Genomic DNA, 17,118 nt, shown 5'->3' on the forward strand with positions numbered 1-17,118 from the left:
CAAGCGTGTCGCCATGTCTCTGCCAGCCTCCCTCAGCCAACACATCATCCGTCGCCCCCAGCGCATTGCCTTGCTGGGGCATATCGCCGAACAGGGCTCGATCACCCGCGCGGCAAAAAGCGCCGGCTTGAGCTACAAGGCCGCCTGGGACGCCATCGACGAACTCAACAACCTCGCACAAAAGCCCCTGGTGGAGCGCAGCGTCGGCGGCAAGGGCGGCGGCGGCGCCAAGTTGACGGCCGAAGGTGAGCGGGTGTTGCGTCTCTACCAGCGCCTGCAAGTGTTGCAAGCCGAACTGCTGGGTTCGGATGAGGCCGCCAGCGACTTCAATCTGCTCGGCCGCCTGATGCTGCGCACCAGCGCGCGCAACCAGTTGCACGGCCAAGTCGTGGCGATTGAACGCCATGGCCGCAACGACCTGATCCGCCTGCAACTGGCCGGTGGCCTGACATTGCAAGCGCAGATCACCCACGACAGCACCCAGCGCCTGGAGCTGGAGATCGGTGTGGAAGTGGTCGCGCTGATCAAAGCCGGCTGGTTGGAATTGCTGGCCCCAGGCGCTACTGAAACACCTGGACACAATTGCCTGGATGGCACCCTCGACGCGATTCTCGCCGCCGACGACGGCCCCAGCGAAGTACGCATCGCCCTGCCCAATGGCCAGGTTTTATGCGCCTTGGCCCAGCCCAACGCACTCAAGGCCCTGGGCGCCGCCGAGGGCAAGGCGATCCAGGTGCAATTCGCCCCAAGCAATGTGCTGCTCGGCACCCCGGTGTAGGCAACGCTCGCCGTCAAACTGCAACAATTTCGTCACGCGCGCTCCTTAAGGTGTCTGCAAAAACCGCAGGGAGCCTGAGATGAGCCTATTAGAAGAAAACCAAGCCACCGACCTTGAACAGATGGTCGGCCTCACCCGCCGCCGTTTTATCGGCGCCGGCGCCCTGTGCGGCGCGGCGATGTTCCTCGGCGGCAACCTGCTGAGCCGCAGTGCGCTGGCGGTCAACGCCGCCTCCGCCAGCCCGTTGCTGGGTTTCACCAGCATCGCCGCCGCCACCAGCGACGCCATTACCTTGCCGCCCGGCTACAGCGCTTCGGTGCTGATCAGCTGGGGCCAACCGTTGAGCAAGAACGCGCCGGCCTTCGACCCGTCCGGCAACGGCACGGCCGCGGCCCAGGAACAGCAATTCGGTGACCACAACGACGGCATGAGCCTGTTCGCCTTCCCCGGCGACGATAACCGCGCGCTCATGGCGATCAACAACGAATACACCAACTACCGCTACCTCTTCCCCCACGGCGGCGCGCCGCAATCGGCCGAAGAAGTGCGCAAGGCCCTGGCCAGCGAAGGGGTGTCGGTGATTGAAGTGCGGCGCAAGGGCGACACCTGGCAGTTCGTCCAGGACTCGCGCTACAACCGGCGCATCCACGGCAACTCGCCGATCCGCCTGGGCGGCCCCGCGGCTGGCCACGCCTGGCTGAAAACAGCCGCCGACAAAACCGGCACCAAAGCCCTCGGCACCTTCCAGAACTGCGCCAACGGCAAGACGCCATGGGGCACTTATCTGACCTGTGAAGAGAACTTCACCGACTGCTTCGGCAGCAGCAACCCACAACAAACCTTCGACGCCGGGCAAAAGCGCTACGGCGCGGTGGCCGCCAGCAAAGAGATCAACTGGCATCAACACGACTCGCGCTTCGACATCGCCAAGAATCCCAACGAACTCAATCGCCACGGCTGGGTAGTGGAAATCGATCCGTTCGATCCAAAGTCCACCCCGGTCAAGCGCACCGCCCTCGGCCGCTTCAAGCACGAAAACGCGGCGCTGGCCGAAACCCCCGACGGCCGCGCCGTGGTGTACATGGGCGACGACGAACGCGGTGAGTTCATCTACAAGTTCGTCAGCCGCGACAAGATCAACCACAAAAACCCCAAGGCCAACAAAGACCTGCTGGACCACGGCACCTTGTATGTGGCGATCTTCGACGCCGGCGACGGCAACGTCGACCACCCCAAGGGCACCGGCCAATGGGTCGAGCTGACCCATGGCAAGAACGGCATCGACGCCAGCAGCGGTTTCGCCAGCCAGGCCGAGGTGCTGATCCACGCGCGCCTCGCCGCCAGCGTGGTGAAAGCCACGCGCATGGACCGCCCGGAATGGATCGTGGTCAGCCCCAACGACGGCCAGGTCTATTGCACCCTGACCAACAACGCCAAGCGCGGCGAAGACGGCCAGCCGGTGGGCGGGCCCAACCCACGGGAGAAAAACGTCTACGGCCAGATCCTGCGCTGGAAGGCCGACGCCGATAACCACGGCGCCCACACGTTCACCTGGGACCTGTTTGTCGTGGCCGGCAACCCCGGCGTGCATGCCGGTACGCCGAAAGGTGGCTCGTCAAATATCAACCCGCAGAACATGTTCAACAGCCCTGATGGCCTGGGTTTCGACAAGGCCGGGCGCTTGTGGATTCTTACAGACGGCGACTACAGCAACGCAGGCGATTTCGCCGGCATGGGCAATAACCAGATGCTGTGTGCCGATCCGGCCACTGGGGAAATCCGCCGCTTCATGGTCGGACCGGTGGCGTGTGAGGTGACAGGCATCAGCTTCTCGCCGGATCAGAAGACACTGTTTGTAGGGATCCAGCATCCAGGGGAAACCGGCGGCTCGACGTGGCCGGAGCATTTGCCGAATGGCAAGCCGCGCTCGTCGGTGATGGCGATTCGGCGGGATGATGGTGGGATAGTCGGCGCCTGATAGGGCCTCATCGCAGGCACGCCAGCTCCCACAGTTGACCGCATTCCTATGCTGGAACTCGGTCAACTGTGGGAGCGGGCTTGCCCGCGAAGGCGTCCGCACAGCCACCGCCTATCTATGCTGTTACCATACCCGGCCGGACGCGGCGCCCTGCTGCGCGCAGGAGTTCGCATGGCCCACCCGTTTGAAACACTCACCCCCGACCTGGTCCTCGACGCCGTCGAAAGCATCGGTTTCCTCAGCGATGCGCGCGTCCTGGCGCTCAATAGCTACGAAAACCGCGTCTATCAGGTGGGCATCGACGAAGCCGAACCGCTGATCGCCAAGTTCTATCGCCCGCAGCGCTGGACCAACGAAGCGATCCTCGAAGAACACCGTTTCACCTTTGAGCTGGCGGAATGCGAAGTGCCGGTGGTCGCGCCGCTGATCCACAACGGCGAAAGCCTGTTCGAACACGCGGGTTTCCGTTTCGCCCTGTTCCCCCGCCGTGGCGGCCGCGCGCCAGAGCCGGGCAATCTCGACCAGCTCTATCGCCTCGGGCAACTGCTGGGCCGTTTGCATGCGGTGGGTTCCACCCGCCCGTTCGAACACCGTGAAGCGCTGGGGGTGAAGAACTTCGGTCACGATTCCCTCAACACCCTGCTCGAAGGCAACTTTATCCCCAAGAGCCTGCTGCCGGCCTACGAGTCCGTGGCCCGCGACCTGCTCAAGCGCGTGGAAGAGGTGTACAAGGCCACGCCCCACAAGAACATCCGCATGCACGGCGATTGCCACCCCGGCAACATGATGTGCCGCGACGAGATGTTCCACATCGTCGACCTGGATGACTGCCGCATGGGCCCGGCGGTGCAGGACCTGTGGATGATGCTCGCCGGTGACCGTCAGGAATGCCTGGGGCAATTGTCGGAATTGATGGACGGCTACCAGGAGTTCCACGACTTCGACCCGCGTGAATTGGCCCTGATCGAACCCCTGCGCGCCTTGCGCCTGATGCACTACAGCGCCTGGCTGGCGCGGCGTTGGGACGACCCGGCGTTCCCCCATAGCTTCCCGTGGTTTGGCAGTGAGCGGTACTGGGGCGACCAGGTGCTGGCGTTGCGTGAGCAGCTGTCAGCCCTCAACGAAGAACCGCTGAAACTCTTCTGACCCACCCTCTCCCCTGTGGGAGCTGGCTTGCCTGCGATGACGGCGGCACATTCAGCATGAATGTGTCTGAACGACCGCTATCGCAGGCAAGCCAGCTCCCACAGAAAAGCACCACCCCTTACCTGACAAATATCCTTACAATCGCGCTTTGATAGCTGCCTAAGCAAGGATTCTGCAATGCACGCCGCCAACCCCCGCAAGGGTTACATCCTGGGCCTGAGCGCCTATGTCATCTGGGGTCTGTTCCCGCTCTACTTCAAAGCCATCGCCAGCGTCCCGGCCGCCGAAATCATCGTGCACCGTGTGTTGTGGTCCGCGCTGTTCGGCGGTTTGTTGCTGATGGTGTGGAAACACCCCGGCTGGTTCCGTGAACTGCGTGACAACCCCAAGCGCCTGGCGATCCTGGCCCTCAGCGGTTCGTTGATTGCGGGTAACTGGCTGACTTATGTGTGGTCGGTAAATAGCGGGCGCATGCTGGAAGCGAGCCTGGGTTACTACATCAACCCATTGGTGAATGTGCTGTTGGGCATGCTGATCCTCGGCGAACGCCTGCGGCGCTTGCAGTGGGCCGCGGTCGCACTGGCTGCGGTGGGTGTGGCGCAGCAGGTGTGGCAGGTGGGCAGTTTGCCGTGGGTGTCGCTGGTGCTGGCGCTGACCTTCGGTTTCTACGGTTTGATCCGCAAACAGGCGCCGGTCAAGGCACTGCCGGGGCTGGTGGTGGAAACCTGGATGCTGGTGCCGATTGCCGTGGCGTGGTTGTTGTTCAACCCGACCGCCCACAGTGCACAACTTGAGTTCTGGAGCACGTCCGAAGCTTGGTGGCTGGTGGCCGCAGGCCCGGTGACGCTGATCCCGCTGGTGTGCTTCAACGCCGCCGCACGGCATTTGCCCTACACCGCATTGGGCTTTTTGCAGTACGTCGCGCCGACCCTGGTCCTGCTGGAAGCCGTGCTGCTGTTCGGTGAGCACCTGGCACCGAGCACCCTGATCGCTTTCGCATTTATCTGGGCGGGCCTGGTGGTCTACAGCGTGGATGCCTGGCTGAGCGTGCGCAAACGCTGATCAAATAACGCACAAACCTCTGCAAGCCACAGCGGGCGTGGCTTGCAGACATCCACCCCAAGGTTATCCACAACCTCATCCCCGCCATTTGTGCACAAGCTTTTGAAATTGCTCGTTTTTTTCTCAAACAGCCGAGAACCCCGGCCGGCGTGGCCTGGCGCCGGGTCTCTACAGGTTATCCACAGGCCCATGCAAGATTTCCATGCATAACCTTGTGGGCAGATTATTCCTCGTGGTGCAGTTCCACCATCAAGTCATCGGCCAGGGTTTCCAGGGATAGCTGCAAGGTATCCAGGGACAGCGCCGCGGGCACCTGCAACAGCGCCTCGGCGGTAAACAGCGGGTCTCCGCTCATCGGCGCCGGGCGCACGTCGGTACTCAGGCTCTCCAGATTCACCCCCTGTTTGCTCAGCAGCGCGGTGATCTCGCGCACGATGCCCGAACGGTCATTGCCCACCAGCGTCATCATGATGGATTTGGACGCCGACGCCTGCCCACTGCTGCCCTCGCCCACCAGCACGCGAATGCCATGTGTGGATAAGTCCTCCAGCGCGCCCACCAAGGCCTGACGGTTCTCGGTAGGAACACTGACCCGCAGGATCCCGGCAAACTGCCCGGCCATGTGGGCCATGCGGCTTTCCAGCCAGTTGCCGCCGTGGGCAGCGATGTTCTGCGCGATGCGTTCAACCAGGCCGGGTTTGTCGGCGGCGATAATTGTGAGTACAAGATGGTCCATGGCAAAGCCCTCTGGAATTCAATCTACAAGGTGGACTCGGCAGCCGCCGAAAACAAATCGTGTACCATTTTTATATTTATCTGGAACAATCCAATAGTTTTTTGAGAACATCCCGTTCTCCGCTGTGACCGTACGACCAAAGTGGGTCGCTAAACGACGTATTTAGTCTAATTTTCACAACCGCAAGTCATCATGTAGTATGCGCAACCTGGCACTACATAATGAAAATCTAAAAAGCGCTTAAGCTGTGCAGAGTGAGGCAAGCAATGACTGAACACGTTCAAGTCGGTGGCCTGCAGGTCGCCAAAGTCCTGTTCGACTTCGTGAACAACGAAGCCATTCCCGGCACCGGCATTACTGCCGACCAGTTCTGGGCCGGTGCCGACAAGGTTATCCATGACCTGGCGCCGAAGAACAAAGCCCTACTCGCCCAACGCGACGATTTCCAGGCGCGCATCGACACCTGGCACCAGACCCACGCCGGCCAGGCCCACGACGCGGTGGCCTACAAGGCCTTCCTGCAAGATATCGGATACCTGCTGCCAGAAGTCGCGGATTTCCAGGCCACGACCCAAAACGTCGACGACGAGATTGCCCGCATGGCCGGCCCGCAGCTGGTAGTGCCGGTGATGAACGCGCGCTTCGCCCTCAACGCCTCCAATGCGCGTTGGGGCTCGCTGTATGACGCGCTGTATGGCACCGATGCCATCAGCGAAGCCGACGGCGCCGAAAAGGGCCAGGGCTACAACAAAGTGCGTGGCGACAAAGTGATTGCCTTCGCCCGCGCCTTCCTCGACGAAGCCGCACCGCTCAGCGCCGGCAGCCACGTCGAGTCCACCGGTTACAAGATCGTTGATGGCAAGCTGATCGTCAGCCTCAAGGGCGGCAGCAACAGCGGCCTGCGCGACGATGCGCAACTGATCGGCTTCCATGGCGACGCCGCGCAACCGACCGCCGTGCTGTTGAAACACAACGGCCTGCACTTCGAAATCCAGATCGACGCCAGCACCCCGGTCGGCCAGACCGACGCCGCCGGCGTCAAAGACGTGCTGATGGAAGCCGCGCTCACCACCATCATGGACTGCGAAGACTCCGTCGCCGCCGTCGATGCCGATGACAAAGTGGTGATCTACCGCAACTGGCTCGGCCTGATGAAGGGCGACCTGGCCGAAGAAGTGGCCAAGGGCGGCAAGACCTTCACCCGCACCATGAACGCCGACCGCGTCTACACCGGCGTAAATGGCCAGGACGTGACCCTGCACGGCCGCTCCCTGCTGTTCGTGCGCAACGTCGGTCACCTGATGACCATCGACGCGATCCTCGACAAAGACGGCAACGAAGTGCCAGAAGGCATCCTCGACGGCCTGGTCACCAGCCTGGCCGCGAGCCACAGCCTCAGCGGCAACAGCAGCCGCAAGAACAGCCGCACCGGTTCCGTGTACATCGTCAAACCGAAGATGCACGGCCCGGAAGAAGCCGCGTTTACCAACGAGCTGTTCGGCCGCATTGAAGATGTGCTGAACCTGCCGCGCAACACCCTGAAAGTCGGGATCATGGACGAGGAGCGCCGCACCACGGTCAACCTCAAGGCCTGCATCAAGGCGGCCAGCGAACGCGTGGTGTTTATCAACACCGGCTTCCTCGACCGCACCGGCGACGAGATCCACACCTCCATGGAAGCCGGCGCGATGGTGCGCAAGGCGGCGATGAAGGCGGAAAAATGGATCGGCGCCTACGAAAACTGGAACGTCGATATCGGCCTGAGCACCGGCCTGCAAGGCCGTGCGCAGATCGGTAAAGGCATGTGGGCGATGCCCGACCTGATGGCGGCGATGCTCGAACAGAAAATCGCCCACCCACTGGCCGGTGCCAACACCGCTTGGGTACCGTCGCCGACCGCCGCTGCGCTGCACGCGCTGCACTACCACAAGGTCGACGTCTTCGCCCGCCAGGCCGAACTGGCCACACGTGAACGCGCGTCCGTGGACGACATCCTGACCATTCCTCTGGCGACCAATACCGATTGGTCCGACGAAGAAATCCGTAATGAGCTGGACAACAACGCCCAGGGCATCCTCGGTTATGTAGTCCGCTGGATCGACCAGGGCGTCGGCTGCTCGAAAGTGCCGGACATCAACGATGTCGGCCTGATGGAAGACCGCGCCACCCTGCGCATCTCCAGCCAGCACATCGCCAATTGGCTGCGCCACGGCATCGTCAACGAAGCCCAGGTGCTGGAAAGCCTCAAGCGCATGGCGCCGGTGGTGGACCGTCAGAACGCTGGGGATAAGTTGTACCGCCCACTGGCACCGGATTTCGACAGCAACATCGCGTTCCAGGCAGCGGTAGAGTTGGTGATTGAAGGGACCAAGCAGCCGAATGGCTATACCGAGCCGGTGTTGCATCGTCGGCGTCGGGAGTTCAAGGCCAAGAATGGCCTGTAAATGAAAAAAGCCCTGGTCGAGAGACCGGGGCTTTTTCTTTGGGGAGTTGTGGTGAATGTGGCGGCCTCATCGCAGGCAAGCCAGCTCCCACATTTTGATCGAGTTCCGACAGGATACACGCGGTCAACTGTGGGAGCTGGCTTGCCTGCGATAGCGCCCGCCCAGTCACCACAAAAATCAGGCCGCCATCCCCAACTCCCGCTTCACCATCTTCGCCAACTTCACGCTATCAATCGGCTTGAGCAAAAAGTCCACCACGCTCAGATGCATCGCATCGATCACATCCAGCGCTTCCGCGTCCCCCGACATGATGATGATCGGCAACGCCGCCCGCGTGGACTCGCGCACCTTGCGGATCAGCTCCAACCCGTTGCTGGGCGCCATGCGCAGGTCGGTGATGAGCAGGCCAATGGAACCGCTGGACTGCAACAACGCCCACGCCGCCTCGCCACTCTCGGCGGTCATGCAGCGAATACCGTCCAGCCCGAGGATTTCCGCCAGCAGTTCACGGGCGTCCTTGTCGTCATCGACGATCAACACCCGTTGCGGCGGTAAATCAGGCTCCAGCATCACGGCGCTCAGCGCCTCGCGCTCGGCATCACTCAAAATATCGTGGTCGGACATACGGTTCTCAGCAGTTCTCATCAATCTCCCAGCACACTCGTCAGACATCTGCGGAAGGGCGAACAATGTGCACTTCGTCGGAAAGTTTGCCTAGTGGGCGTTCTACGGGTTTTGCACAATCTTCATATAAGGTTTTTCCCTAGATTTACACCGACTCCCGGGACCTAGACTTACGTCCAATGGGCACCCGACCCGCAGGAGCCGACCATGCAGGACGAAAACGACAATAAAATTGCGGTCACTGTTATGAGTAAAGCTGATGCCTTCGCCCAGGCGGGGAAAACTGCTGTGTTGCAGAACATTCACGGCACCTTGCAGTTCCTGCAACGCTTCCCGCCGTTCAACCAGATGGAAAACGCGCATTTGGCGTTTCTGGTGGAACAATGCCAATTGCGCTTCTTTGGGCCCGGCGAGAGCATCCTCAAGCCGTCGGGCGGGCCGGTGGAGCACTTCTACATCGTCAAACAGGGCCGTGTGGTCGGCGAACGCCCAGACTCGGCAGAGACCACCTTCGAAATCACCACCGGCGAATGCTTCCCCCTCGCCGCGCTGTTAGGCGAGCGCGCCACCCGCACCGAGCATAAAGCCGCTGAAGACACCTTCTGCCTACAACTGAACAAGCCGGCGTTCATCAAGCTGTTCGCCCTTTCCAGCCCGTTTCGCGACTTTGCCCTACGCGGCGTAAGCAGCCTGCTGGACCAGGTCAACCAGCAAGTCCAGCAAAAAGCCGTGGAAACCCTCGGCACCCAATATTCCCTGAACACCCGCCTCGGCGAATTGGCCATGCGCCATCCGGTGACGTGCAGCCCCACTACGCCGCTACGCGAAGCCGTGACGCTGATGCATGAACAGCAGGTCGGCAGCATCGTGATCGTCGACGAGCACAAGGCACCCCTGGGGATTTTCACCCTGCGCGACCTACGCCACGTGGTCGCGGACGGTGTCAGCGATTTCAGCCAGGCCATCGCCGGCCACATGACCCAGGCGCCGTTCTACCTGACCCCGGACCACAGCGCCTTCGACGCGGCCATCGCCATGACCGAGCGGCATATCGCCCACGTCTGCCTGGTGAAAGACCAGCGCCTGTGTGGAGTGGTGTCCGAACGCGATCTGTTTTCCCTGCAACGCGTGGACCTGGTGCACCTGGCCCGCACCATCCGCAACGCGCCCCGGGTGGAAAACCTGGTGGCGATCCGCGGCGAAATCGGCCAACTGGTCGAACGCATGCTGGCCCATGGCGCGTCGTCCACCCAGATCACCCACATCATTACCCTGCTCAACGATCACACCGTGTGCCGGGTGATCGAGCTGACCCTCGCGGAAAAAGGCGACCCCGGCGTGCCGTTCAGTTGGCTGTGTTTCGGCAGCGAAGGCCGCCGCGAGCAGACGCTGTACACCGACCAGGACAACGGCATCCTGTTCGACGCCAAGGACGCCGCCGAAGCCGCGCAGATTCGTGCCCAGTTGTTGCCGCTGGCGCAGCAGATCAACCAGAGCCTGGCGCTGTGCGGGTTCAGCCTGTGCAAGGGCAATATCATGGCCGGCAACCCCGAGCTGTGCCTGTCGCGAGGCGAATGGGCGCGGCGTTTTGCAGCATTTATCCGCGAGGCGACGCCGGAGAATCTGCTGGGCTCCAGCATCTATTTCGACCTGCGCGTGGTGTGGGGCGATGAGCGCGGCTGTGAGCAACTGCGCCAGGGCATTCTCGATCAGGTCGCCGATAACCGCTTGTTCCAGCGCATGCTCGCAGAGAACGCCTTGCGCCAGCGCCCACCCGTAGGACGTTTCCGCGAGTTTGTGCTGTCGCGCAAAGGCAGCGAAAAGGCCACGCTGGACCTCAAGGTGCAGGGTCTCACGCCCTTCGTCGACGGTGCGCGCCTGCTCGCGCTGGCCAATGGCATCCACGCCAACAACACCCTGGAGCGTCTGCGCCAACTGGTGGTCAAGGAAGTCATCGAGCCGCTGGACGGCGCCGCCTATGAGGAGGCGTATCACTTTATCCAGCAAACCCGCATGCAGCAGCACCAGTTGCAGACCCGGGAAAACCAGCCCTACTCCAACCGCGTCGATCCCGACAGCCTCAACCACCTCGACCGGCGCATCCTGCGCGAATCCCTGCGCCAGGCCCAGCGCCTGCAAAGCAGCCTGACATTGCGGTATCAGCTGTGAGTCTGTTCAGTTGGTTGCGTGCGAAAAAACCAGGGCTTGACCCCACACAACAACAGTGTCTGGCGCAGTTGCCCACGCCCGCCGCGCTGGGAGCGGGCACCTTGCGCAGCCAGCGCTGGGTGGTCCTGGACCTGGAAACCAGCGGCCTGAACCTCAACCGCGACCAGGTGCTGTCCATCGGCGCGGTGGTAATCGAAGACGGCGCGGTGGATTTCTCGCAGATGTTCGAGCGCACCTTGCAACGGGCCGAAGCCAAGCCCGGCCCCAGCGTGTTGATCCACGGCCTCGGCCCCAGCGCGATTGCCGCCGGCAGTGATCCGGTGGAAGCGTTGCTGGATTTCATGGCGTTTGTCGGCGACAGCCCGTTGCTCGCGTTCCATGCGCCGTTCGATCAACACATGCTGTGCCGGGCGCTCAAGGACAGCCTGGGCTATCGCCTGGCCCATCCGTTCCTGGATGTGGCCGATATCGCCCCGCTGCTGTGCCCCGAGGCGCATATCCGCGAAGCCGGGCTGGACGACTGGATCAACCACTTCAACCTGCACGTGGGCGAACGCCATCACGCCAGCGCCGACGCCTTGGCCACGGCCGAGCTGATGTTGATCCTGTTCAGCCGCGCGCGGCAGCAGCACATTGATACGCCGCAAGCACTGCACGAGCGTTTGAGCCAATGGAAACGGCGTAAACAGGCGCCCTCGTTTTAATAGCATCAGCCGACAGACGCCAATTGCGCCCACCCGACGCCTCTGACACAATCGCGAATAATTCTCGTTAGTTTAAACGTTTTGTTTGCCAGGTGATGCCTTGTCGTCGATCCAGAACCCACACAGTGAGCTTGTTGGCGCGTTGTACCGCGACCATCGTGGCTGGCTGTTGGCTTGGTTGCGACGCAACGTGGCGTGTCCGAGCCGCGCCGAAGACCTGAGCCAGGACACCTTCATGCGCCTGCTGGGCCGTGACGAGCTGCGCGAACCCCGTGAGCCACGGGCGTTCCTGGTGGCCATCGCCAAGGGGCTGCTGTTCGATTACTTCCGTCGCGCCGCGCTGGAACAGGCCTACCTCACCGAATTGATGCTGATCCCGGAAAGCGAACACCCGTCGCCGGAAGAGCAGCAACTGATCCTCGAAGACCTCAAGGCCATCGACCGCCTGCTCGGCAAGCTGTCGAGCAAGGCCCGCGCCGCCTTCCTCTATAACCGTCTCGACGGCCTGGGCCACGCCGAAATCGCCCAGCGCCTCGGCGTGTCGGTGCCGCGTGTGCGCCAGTACCTGGCCCAGGGCATTCGCCAGTGCTACATCGCCTTGTATGGCGAGCCGCTGTGAGCGTGATCAGCGCCAAACCGGTCTCGGCCCGTGTGCTGGATGCGGCGATTGCCTGGCAACTGTCCCTGGATTCGGGGGATGGCAGCCCGGTGGAGCGCGAAGAGTTCGACAAATGGCTAGCCAGCGACGAAGAACACGCCCGCGCCTGGCGCCAGCTGGGCATGCTCGACCAGCGTTTCAGCGCAGCCTCGGGCCCGGCGCGGGTGGCGTTGTTGCAGTCACGCGAGGGCATTCGCCAGCGGGTGCGCAAGCTCGGCAGTGGCTTGGCGAGCATCGCCGTGGTCATCGGCCTGGCGTTGTTTGCCGGGGAACGCTATGTGCCGATCCACTATTGGCTGGCCGACCAGCGCACCGCCACCGGCGAGCAGCGCACGCTGAAACTGGCGGATGGCACGCTGATAAACCTCAACACCCACAGCGCCATCGATGTGCGCTTCGATGAAAAGCGCCGGCTGATCGTGTTGCAGGAAGGCGAAATCCTCGTCGAGACCGGCCACAACGATGCGCGGCCGTTCTATGTGCAGACCCGCGACGGCAGCCTGCGCGCACTGGGCACGCGGTTTATCGTCAGGCGCGAAGACGACGCCACGCGCTTGAGCGTGCTGCAATCGGCCGTCGGCGCCCAGCCCGAAGCGTTGCCGCAGGAACAGATCTTCAAGGAAGGCCAGCAGGTGCTGATGCGCAGCGACGGCCTGGGCCCTACGCTGGCCGTCACCCCCGCCACCGATGCGTGGACGCGCGGCATGCTGGTGGTGGACAACGCGCGCCTGGGCGATGTGGTCGCGGAACTGGCGCGCTACCGCACCGGGCACCTGGGTGTGGATAAGCATGTGGCGGACCTGCGCATTACCGGCAGCTTCCCGTTGCATGACACCACCCTGGCGCTGAATGCGCTGCTGCCGACGTTGCCGGTGCAGATCGAACAGCACACGCCGTGGTGGGTGACTGTCGGCGGCAAGCCTTAGGTTCTGTGGTGCCTGGGCGATTGCTATCGCAGGCAAGCCAGCTCCCACATTTGATTGGTGAACACAGTCAAAGGTGGGAGCTGGCTTGCCTGCGATGAGGCCCTCAAGAACACCCCAAAAAAATATTTCCACCCAGCCCTATCACTTTTCGATTCTCGTTCGGCACCTAGGCAATTGAGAAATATTTCCATTCAGGAGCCGCCCCATGTCCCGCACGCTAGACACCCTGTTGCGCCCCAGCCTGTTAGCCGTGGCCATCGCCCTCAGCGCCCCGCTGGCCAGCCCCTTGCTAATCGCTGCCGAACAGGCCTCCAGCGTGCGCGCCTACAACCTGCCGGCGGCTCCCCTGGCGAGTACCTTGAACCAGATCGCCAGCCAGGCGGGCCTGGCGCTGACCCTCAACCCGGCGCTCGCCGCCGGCAAGACCTCTGCCCCGGTCCAAGGTCAGTTCGATGCACAAGGCGCACTGCGCGAGGCCCTGCGTGGCACCGGTTTGCAGCTGGAGCAAAGCAGCGCCGGGACGTACACGCTGGTGGCGATTCCGGAGGGTGTGGTGGCGTTGCCGGAGACCAATATCACCGGTCAAGGCAGCTATGAAAACGCATGGGGGCCAGCGGACGGCTATGTCGCAACACGCACCGCTGCCGGCACCAAGACCGATACACCGATTGCCGAACTGCCGCGCTCTGTCTCGGTCATCACCCGCAAACAAATGGAAGACCGCTCCGTACTCAACCTCAACGACGCCCTGCGCTACACCGCTGGCGTACAGAGCAGCGGCTACGGTTCCGACTCGCGCAGTGACTGGTTGCTGGTGCGCGGTTTCGTACCGACTCAATTCCTCGACGGCCTGCCATTGCCGAAAGGCAACTACGCCACGCCAAAAATCGACACCTGGGACCTGGAGCGCATTGCCGTCCTGCGCGGCCCGGCGTCATCGGTCTACGGGCAAACCCCACCGGGCGGCTTGCTGGATATGGTCAGCCGTCGCCCGCAAGCCGAAAGTTCGAATGAAATCGAAGTGCAGGCCGGCAGCAACAACCACAAGCAGATCAACTTCGACAGCACCGGCAAGATCGATGACGAGGGCCAGTTCCTCTACCGCATCAGCGGCGTCGTGCGCGACAGCAATACCGCCGTGGATCACATCCCGGACAAACGCTACAACGTCGCCCCCAGCCTGACCTGGAATATCAACGACGACACCAAGCTGACGTTGCTCACCCAGTTCACCCGCGACGATACCGGGATCACCGGGCAGTTCTTGCCACTGCAAGGTACCAAGCTCAGCTCCCCTGCCGGCAAGATCTCCCATCACAAGAACCTCGGCGATCCAGACTGGGAATTCTATGACCGCACCTACTACGCGCTGGGCTACGCCTTTGAAACGCGTCTGAACGACACGTGGCAGTTCCGCCAGAACCTGCGCTACACCAAGAATGATCTGTCGTTCCAAGGCATCACGGCCGGGGGCGCGTTCTATCCAAACGGCCCGGAACTCGCAGTCGACGACGCTGGCAACGTCACTCGTTCTGCCGGCAAGGTCGATGAAAACATCGGTCAGTTCGCCGTGGATAACAACTTCCAGGCCGACTTCCAGACCGGCCCAGTGAGCCACACATTGCTGTTGGGCCTCGATCATCAGCGGTCCGACAGCGATGCGCGCTGGTTGTGGGGTTCGGCCGGTGTACCGACCATCAACTTCAACCGCCCGGTGTATGGGCAGGACTTCTCCAACGTCCAGTACTTCAAAATGTACGACTACACCCAAAAGACCCAACAGACTGGCCTTTACGTCCAGGACCAGATGGCTCTCGACAACTGGCGCCTGACCCTCGGTGGGCGTGAGGACTGGGTGCATACCGGCACTACGTTCCACAACCTGAATGACGCCACCAACACCCAGCGCGACAAGCATTTCAGCGGCAACGCGGCGCTGAGCTACGTGTTCGACAACGGCATCACCCCGTATCTGTCCTACGCAGAATCGTTCCAGGCGGGTACCGGTACCCAAGTGGCGAGCACCGGAACGTTCAAGCCAACCGAAGGCAAGCAATACGAAGCCGGTGTCAAATACCAACCACCGGGCACCAAGGCACTGTTTGCTGCTGCGGTGTTTGACCTGACCCAGCAGAACTCCACCGTGACCGAAGGCAGCATCACCCGCCAAATCGGTGAGGTGCGCGTTCGCGGCCTTGAACTGGAAGCCAGCGCCGACGTCACCGAAAGCCTCAAGCTGGTGGGTTCGTACACCTATAACGACAGTGAAATCATCGAAGGTGCTGCCGCCGAAAAAGGCAACCGCATGAATCAACTGCCACGCAACCAAGCCACTGGCTGGGCCGACTACACCTGGCGCAGCGGCGTGCTGGACGGTTTTGGTGTGGGTGCGGGCGTGCGGTACGTCGGCGACACCTACGGCAACGCCACCAACACCGATTTGGGCCATGTCGGCTCGTACACCGTGTACGACGCGTCGGTGCACTACGACCTTGGCCGTGTGAACAACACCCTCAAAGGTGTGACCGTCGCGGTCGACGCCAAGAACATCTTCAACAAGGACTACTTGTCCACCTGCGATGGTTTCTACTGCTACTACGGCGACCAACGCAACGTAGTCGCCAGCGTGAATTACAAATTCTAAGACGGTGAAAAACCGCTGACGAAGGGCCGCCTGAACTGCGGCCCTTTTTGCCTTGGAGCCGTGATGAAAAGCAAAACCATCCGCCGCTGGTCCTTCATCCACACCTGGACCAGCCTGATCTGCACAGTGTTCCTGCTGCTGCTCGCCCTCACCGGTCTGCCGCTGGTGTTTCACCACGAGATCGATCACCTGCTGGGCAACGAGCCACAGTTGGCGCAAATGCCCGCCGACACGCCGCAGCTCAACCTGGAGCAACTGGTGGCGAAGGCCCAGGCCCATCGCCCCGGCGAAGCCATGCAGTACCTGGCCTGGGACGAAGACGACGCGAACGGCGTGATTGCAATCATGGCCGCCACCGCCGGCACCGAGCCGAACTCGTCCCACACCTTCATGCTGGATGCGCGTACCGGGGATGCGGTGGAGATGCCGTCAGCGAATGGCGGCTTTACCCTGTTCCTGCTGCGCCTGCATGTGGATATGTTTGCCGGGTTGCCGGGCAAGTTGCTGCTGGCGTTCATGGGCATTCTGTTTGTGCTGGCGATCATTTCGGGCACGGTGTTGTACCTGCCGTTCATGCGTCGCCTGAAGTTCGCCACCGTGCGCCAGGACAAATCCACGCGCTTGCGCTGGCTCGACCTGCACAACCTGCTCGGCGTGGTCACCCTGACCTGGGCGCTGGTGGTGGGCGTCACGGGTGTGATCAGCGCCTGCGCCGACCTGATCATCGCCGCCTGGCGCCAGGACAGCCTCAGCGCCATGATCGAGCCGTACAAACACGCGCCACCGCTGAGCCAACGCGCACCGGCCAGCGAGTTGCTGACCATCGCCGCCAAGGCCGCGCCCGGCATGCAGCCGGACTTTATCGCCTTCCCCGGCACGCGGTTTTCCAGTGAGCATCACTATGCGGTGTTCATGAAAGGCAGCACCCACCTGACCTCGCACCTGCTCACGCCGGTGCTGATCGACGCCAGCACCCTGGCCGTCACGGCCATCGCCGAACGGCCGTGGTACATGGACGCCATGGGCATGTCCCAGCCCCTGCACTTTGGCGACTATGGCGGCATGCCGATGAAGATCTTGTGGGCGGTGCTGGATGTGCTGACCATCATCGTGTTGGGCAGTGGGGTTTATCTGTGGATCGTCAGGCGTAAGACATGAAGCCAAGACAGTCGAGTTTCTGGAAGGTGTTTGCGATTCCGCTGGGGATTGGTTTGCTCAGTGCGGCGGGGTTGTTTGCGGCGTTGCTGGG

General features: G+C 62.2%; 13 protein-coding genes. 11 read left to right on the top strand and 2 right to left on the bottom strand.

The window, feature by feature from the left end; translation table 11 throughout:
• Nucleotides 1-13: 13 nt before the first annotated feature.
• The 4 genes from J1G37_RS20835 to rarD all read left to right on the top strand — a co-directional run bounded on the left by J1G37_RS20835 (nucleotide 14) and on the right by rarD (nucleotide 4,964).
• Nucleotides 14-778 carry a TOBE domain-containing protein gene (locus tag J1G37_RS20835; protein ID WP_207045128.1) on the top strand — a complete coding sequence of 255 codons (765 nt, stop codon included), beginning with the start codon at nucleotides 14-16 and terminating at the stop codon, nucleotides 776-778.
• A gap of 79 nt (nucleotides 779-857) precedes the next feature.
• Nucleotides 858-2,756 (top strand): PhoX family phosphatase, encoded by a 1,899-nt coding sequence (locus J1G37_RS20840; protein WP_207045130.1) that lies wholly within the window; start codon nucleotides 858-860, stop codon nucleotides 2,754-2,756.
• A 171-nt stretch (nucleotides 2,757-2,927) separates the two neighbouring features.
• Nucleotides 2,928-3,902 carry a serine/threonine protein kinase gene (locus J1G37_RS20845; protein WP_207045144.1) on the top strand — a complete coding sequence of 325 codons (975 nt, stop codon included), beginning with the start codon at nucleotides 2,928-2,930 and terminating at the stop codon, nucleotides 3,900-3,902.
• 177 nt (nucleotides 3,903-4,079) lie between these two features.
• Nucleotides 4,080-4,964, top strand: a complete 885-nt coding sequence (gene rarD / locus J1G37_RS20850) for an EamA family transporter RarD (protein WP_207045147.1) — start codon at nucleotides 4,080-4,082, stop codon at nucleotides 4,962-4,964.
• Nucleotides 4,965-5,187: 223 nt separating this feature from the next.
• Here rarD and J1G37_RS20855 read toward each other — a convergent pair whose 3' ends face one another.
• Nucleotides 5,188-5,700 (bottom strand): ACT domain-containing protein, encoded by a 513-nt coding sequence (locus J1G37_RS20855; protein WP_124527166.1) that lies wholly within the window; start codon nucleotides 5,698-5,700, stop codon nucleotides 5,188-5,190.
• Between the two features lie 266 nt (nucleotides 5,701-5,966).
• Here J1G37_RS20855 and J1G37_RS20860 point away from each other — a divergent pair, with 266 nt between their 5' ends.
• A complete protein-coding gene (locus tag J1G37_RS20860; RefSeq protein ID WP_207045149.1) occupies nucleotides 5,967-8,144 on the top strand; it encodes a malate synthase G in 2,178 nt (725 codons plus the stop codon).
• Between the two features lie 177 nt (nucleotides 8,145-8,321).
• Here the strand turns inward: J1G37_RS20860 and J1G37_RS20865 are convergent, their stop codons facing one another.
• Nucleotides 8,322-8,768: a response regulator gene (locus J1G37_RS20865; RefSeq protein WP_017738467.1), complete on the bottom strand. Its 447-nt coding sequence runs from the start codon at nucleotides 8,766-8,768 to the stop codon at nucleotides 8,322-8,324.
• A gap of 246 nt (nucleotides 8,769-9,014) precedes the next feature.
• On the opposite strand from J1G37_RS20865, the gene J1G37_RS20870 reads away from it, so the two are divergent.
• The 6 genes from J1G37_RS20870 to J1G37_RS20895 all read left to right on the top strand — a co-directional run bounded on the left by J1G37_RS20870 (nucleotide 9,015) and on the right by J1G37_RS20895 (nucleotide 17,027).
• Nucleotides 9,015-10,937: a putative nucleotidyltransferase substrate binding domain-containing protein gene (locus tag J1G37_RS20870; RefSeq protein WP_207045162.1), complete on the top strand. Its 1,923-nt coding sequence runs from the start codon at nucleotides 9,015-9,017 to the stop codon at nucleotides 10,935-10,937.
• Entirely contained in the window at nucleotides 10,934-11,641 is a 708-nt protein-coding gene (locus J1G37_RS20875) for a 3'-5' exonuclease (RefSeq protein ID WP_207045165.1), read from the top strand. Before J1G37_RS20870 ends, J1G37_RS20875 begins: the two co-directional genes overlap by 4 nt.
• Nucleotides 11,642-11,741: 100 nt before the next feature.
• Nucleotides 11,742-12,260: an RNA polymerase sigma factor gene (locus tag J1G37_RS20880; RefSeq protein ID WP_177059263.1), complete on the top strand. Its 519-nt coding sequence runs from the start codon at nucleotides 11,742-11,744 to the stop codon at nucleotides 12,258-12,260.
• Nucleotides 12,257-13,225: a FecR family protein gene (locus J1G37_RS20885; RefSeq protein WP_207045167.1), complete on the top strand. Its 969-nt coding sequence runs from the start codon at nucleotides 12,257-12,259 to the stop codon at nucleotides 13,223-13,225. Before J1G37_RS20880 ends, J1G37_RS20885 begins: the two co-directional genes overlap by 4 nt.
• 205 nt (nucleotides 13,226-13,430) lie before the next feature.
• Nucleotides 13,431-15,869 carry a TonB-dependent siderophore receptor gene (locus J1G37_RS20890; protein ID WP_207045169.1) on the top strand — a complete coding sequence of 813 codons (2,439 nt, stop codon included), beginning with the start codon at nucleotides 13,431-13,433 and terminating at the stop codon, nucleotides 15,867-15,869.
• A gap of 63 nt (nucleotides 15,870-15,932) precedes the next feature.
• Complete coding sequence (locus tag J1G37_RS20895; protein ID WP_207045171.1) at nucleotides 15,933-17,027, top strand: PepSY-associated TM helix domain-containing protein; 1,095 nt, start codon at nucleotides 15,933-15,935, stop codon at nucleotides 17,025-17,027.
• Nucleotides 17,028-17,118: the final 91 nt, after the last annotated feature.

This window comes from Pseudomonas sp. Marseille-Q1929 (genome assembly GCF_017316265.1).
Classification (GTDB): domain Bacteria; phylum Pseudomonadota; class Gammaproteobacteria; order Pseudomonadales; family Pseudomonadaceae; genus Aquipseudomonas.

Coding starts and splice junctions, on each gene's coding strand:
- J1G37_RS20845 (WP_207045144.1), top strand. CDS start 2,928: ATGGCCCACCCGTTTGAAACACTCACCCCCGACCTGGTCCTCGACGCC.
- J1G37_RS20855 (WP_124527166.1), bottom strand. CDS start 5,700: ATGGACCATCTTGTACTCACAATTATCGCCGCCGACAAACCCGGCCTG.
- J1G37_RS20870 (WP_207045162.1), top strand. CDS start 9,015: ATGAGTAAAGCTGATGCCTTCGCCCAGGCGGGGAAAACTGCTGTGTTG.
- J1G37_RS20860 (WP_207045149.1), top strand. CDS start 5,967: ATGACTGAACACGTTCAAGTCGGTGGCCTGCAGGTCGCCAAAGTCCTG.
- rarD (WP_207045147.1), top strand. CDS start 4,080: ATGCACGCCGCCAACCCCCGCAAGGGTTACATCCTGGGCCTGAGCGCC.
- J1G37_RS20890 (WP_207045169.1), top strand. CDS start 13,431: ATGTCCCGCACGCTAGACACCCTGTTGCGCCCCAGCCTGTTAGCCGTG.
- J1G37_RS20865 (WP_017738467.1), bottom strand. CDS start 8,768: ATGTCCGACCACGATATTTTGAGTGATGCCGAGCGCGAGGCGCTGAGC.
- J1G37_RS20835 (WP_207045128.1), top strand. CDS start 14: ATGTCTCTGCCAGCCTCCCTCAGCCAACACATCATCCGTCGCCCCCAG.
- J1G37_RS20840 (WP_207045130.1), top strand. CDS start 858: ATGAGCCTATTAGAAGAAAACCAAGCCACCGACCTTGAACAGATGGTC.
- J1G37_RS20895 (WP_207045171.1), top strand. CDS start 15,933: ATGAAAAGCAAAACCATCCGCCGCTGGTCCTTCATCCACACCTGGACC.